This window comes from Paramuribaculum intestinale, from assembly GCF_003024925.1.
GTDB lineage: Bacteria > Bacteroidota > Bacteroidia > Bacteroidales > Muribaculaceae > Paramuribaculum > Paramuribaculum intestinale.
The window spans coordinates 1-2733 of record NZ_PUED01000249.1 but is presented as its reverse complement, the minus strand read 5'-3'; the positions used below and the strand labels follow the sequence as shown (position 1 = coordinate 2733).

At 42.8% G+C, this 2733-nt stretch carries 4 protein-coding genes; all 4 read right to left on the bottom strand.

What is annotated here, in order from left to right:
* Window positions 1–521, bottom strand: a 521-nt coding sequence (locus C5O24_RS12285) for a flavodoxin domain-containing protein (protein ID WP_275541808.1), incomplete at its 3' end; no start/stop codon positions are given.
* Window positions 518–1147: a hypothetical protein gene (locus C5O24_RS12280; protein ID WP_010801761.1), complete on the bottom strand. Its 630-nt coding sequence runs from the start codon at window positions 1145–1147 to the stop codon at window positions 518–520. The genes C5O24_RS12280 and C5O24_RS12285, both read right to left, overlap by 4 nt.
* The gene (locus C5O24_RS12275) at window positions 1144–1746 is read right to left on the bottom strand and encodes a TetR/AcrR family transcriptional regulator (protein ID WP_010801760.1); all 603 of its coding nucleotides are present in this window, start codon (window positions 1744–1746) and stop codon (window positions 1144–1146) included. Before C5O24_RS12275 ends, C5O24_RS12280 begins: the two co-directional genes overlap by 4 nt.
* Window positions 1747–1827: 81 nt before the next feature.
* The gene (locus C5O24_RS12270) at window positions 1828–2628 is read right to left on the bottom strand and encodes an AraC family transcriptional regulator (protein WP_010801759.1); all 801 of its coding nucleotides are present in this window, start codon (window positions 2626–2628) and stop codon (window positions 1828–1830) included.
* Window positions 2629–2733: the final 105 nt, after the last annotated feature.

Below are 2733 nucleotides of genomic sequence, written 5' to 3'. Positions count from 1 at the left end.
CCATTATGGCGTATCGGGATGCCGTCCGAATACCCGATAACCAGATTTCTGTGAACGGAAGCCAATGGGTGCAGTTTCCGGTGGAGTCCTTTTGCAAACAGCCGTGCCTTGAACATATCCAGCTCATTCGGTCTGGCTTTATTGTAACCATTCATCAGCACCCAAGGGCCTGTACGGTCAAAACCACGGCAAGAAAACTCACCGGCTATAATTCCGCCTTTTCTTTCGATGATTTTCTTCAGGGGTTTATGATATGCCCCCAAGAATGGACGGCAGCGGGTGGAAAATATGAAAACATTTTTCCCATCAATATTCTGCTCTGAAACAAATCTTTGAAGCCGGATATCGTGGGCTGCAAAATTTATTGCAGAGCCAAAGCCAATTAAATCGTAGCCTGACAGGTCTATTGTCGGGGTGTTGTCCACTGATACCAGTTCGGCGGACAGTGCGTCAGCCATGCTTTGTGCGATCTTCAGCGTATTGCCTTTGTATGATGAGCGATATAATATTATTGTTCTCATCTTGAAATTGATATTTTTGTTTCGGGTGTTCCGGGGCCACCGTTCACACCTTTGTAGCCCACGAACATCAAGGTAGCCGTGTCAAAATAATAGTCACAACTCCAGAATGCCGACATAAAACCGGTCAGACTGACTTCTATTTTGACGGTGTGCCCACCGTCAAATCTTTCAATACCCTTCTTGACAGCCGACATGGTGTAGAGTTTGATATTGTCAGGGCGAAAACACTCGTATTCCAACGACTTGCCGTTTTTCAAGGTCAGCCCCGCATTGTAGGCAATATTCTGATACCACGGTTTGCCTTTGCTTTTAACTGTCTTCGAGATTGGTTTGCCGTTGAACTTGCCGGATATAGAATATTTGCCGTTTTTTAAGCTGACAGTCAAGCTGGTATTTGAAACAGGGTTGATTATTTTCCAACTTTCGGTCTTATACCCATTGTCCAAAATATACTCATGCCTTTCGTTGCCTTGAATTGTATTCAGATATATCTTCCCGTCTTTGTGTTCCTCCGACCACTTGACAGACGTTTTCGTCTTGCCGCAAGTGGAAATGTAATTCCTTTCCTGCGCCATAACAAAGACTGCAAGAAACAGCGTCAGTGCTATTACGATGATATGTTTCATAGTTTGCTGTCGTCAAAGATGAAATCAACATACTTGGAAATCATTGCTTCCATTCTGCTCCACGCTTCCGGCTTGCTGAAATCTATGCCGTTCAGTTTGGGGTACTGTCTTGTGAAAAGTACAATGTAATTGATTGCGGATATGATTATGGCAACGGACATATCGTTGTCGTTACCTATATCCAGACTTTTGTTTAATTCTTCCTGCAATTTGTAGCCTATGCGCTCCCTTTCTTCGAGGATTCCCTTGAACGATGAATGACCGGATAATTCCCATACCAGAAGTTGCTGCATGAGAACATTGTCCTTCAGATAATGAAGTTGCCGGAAAAGCACATCTTTGACAATCTGCCTTATATCCTTCTTCTCGGACTGTTTGATGGTATCTATAAACTCCGAATAGGCAAATGAATAATAGTCGTGCCGTTTTGCCCATTCGACGAGCAGACCATCCAAGCCGCCAAAATAGCGATAAATCAAAACTTTATCGCATCCGGCTTGACTGGCGATGCGGTTTACCCCAATTTTGGTAAATCCGTCATTCTCTATGATATGGCTCACTGCATCAAGCAGCCTTTTCTCTGTTTCTTTCAATTCCATTTTGGTTAATGTCACTAAGTGGTGACAAAATTATAAAAATAATCGGTGACAACCAAATCGAAATCTATATCAGCGTAATTTTCAGAACGTAAAATAGTCGGAAACAGGAGCGCAACGGGATATGTACTCTTTTGGGGTGTAACCGGTGAATAGCCGAAATTCCTTTATCATATGTGATTGGTCTGTATAACCACATTCATATGATAGTTGGGCAAAACCTATTTTCGGATTATGCTGTAATACGGATAAGGTGCGTTGCAATCTGATGATGCGCAGGAAATCCTTTGGGGTAGTTCCGATGTGTTCTGAAAAGACACGGCAAAACTGCTTTTCACTCAGGCACGCTATGTCGGCAAGCCCCTTTATGTTTGTATGGACAGAATTGCTAATGTGACGCACCACGGTGGAAAGCCTCGGTATATTGTAGTTATTCTCCAGTAGTACGCGGTTTAATAGGAAATTTTCAATTAAGATAACGGCTGTTTCAAGATTGTCGGCATCACCCATTTTCCCTGCCAAATCCTGCAACTCAATGTCCTCCATATCATATATGGAAATGTTCCTATTGCAAAACAGACTGACGGGGATATGAAAAAACATCTTTGCCGTGTGTGGTTGAAACACAGTCACTATCATTTCGATGTTTCCCGTGGAAATGACATCTGTAAAGCTGGTTTCTTGTCCGCTTATAAAACAGCGTGGCTGTAAGTCATTCTGACTTACAACTTTCAGTCTTTCACCACGATGAAACACAAGCGACATACACCCCGTCGGCAAAGTGCGTTGCGACACCATGCCGGGTGAGCTATCCTGCAATACCCAATAATACCGCACAAACGGTTTCAGCGCAGGAGAGGGATGTATGATCTTGAATGTTTGCATCCTGCAAAATTATAACAAGGCTATTTATTCCGATAGTAAAAAACGGACATTAAAGCATTCGGAGTATTTATATTTTTTCGTGCGCAAAATCGCCATCAATATATA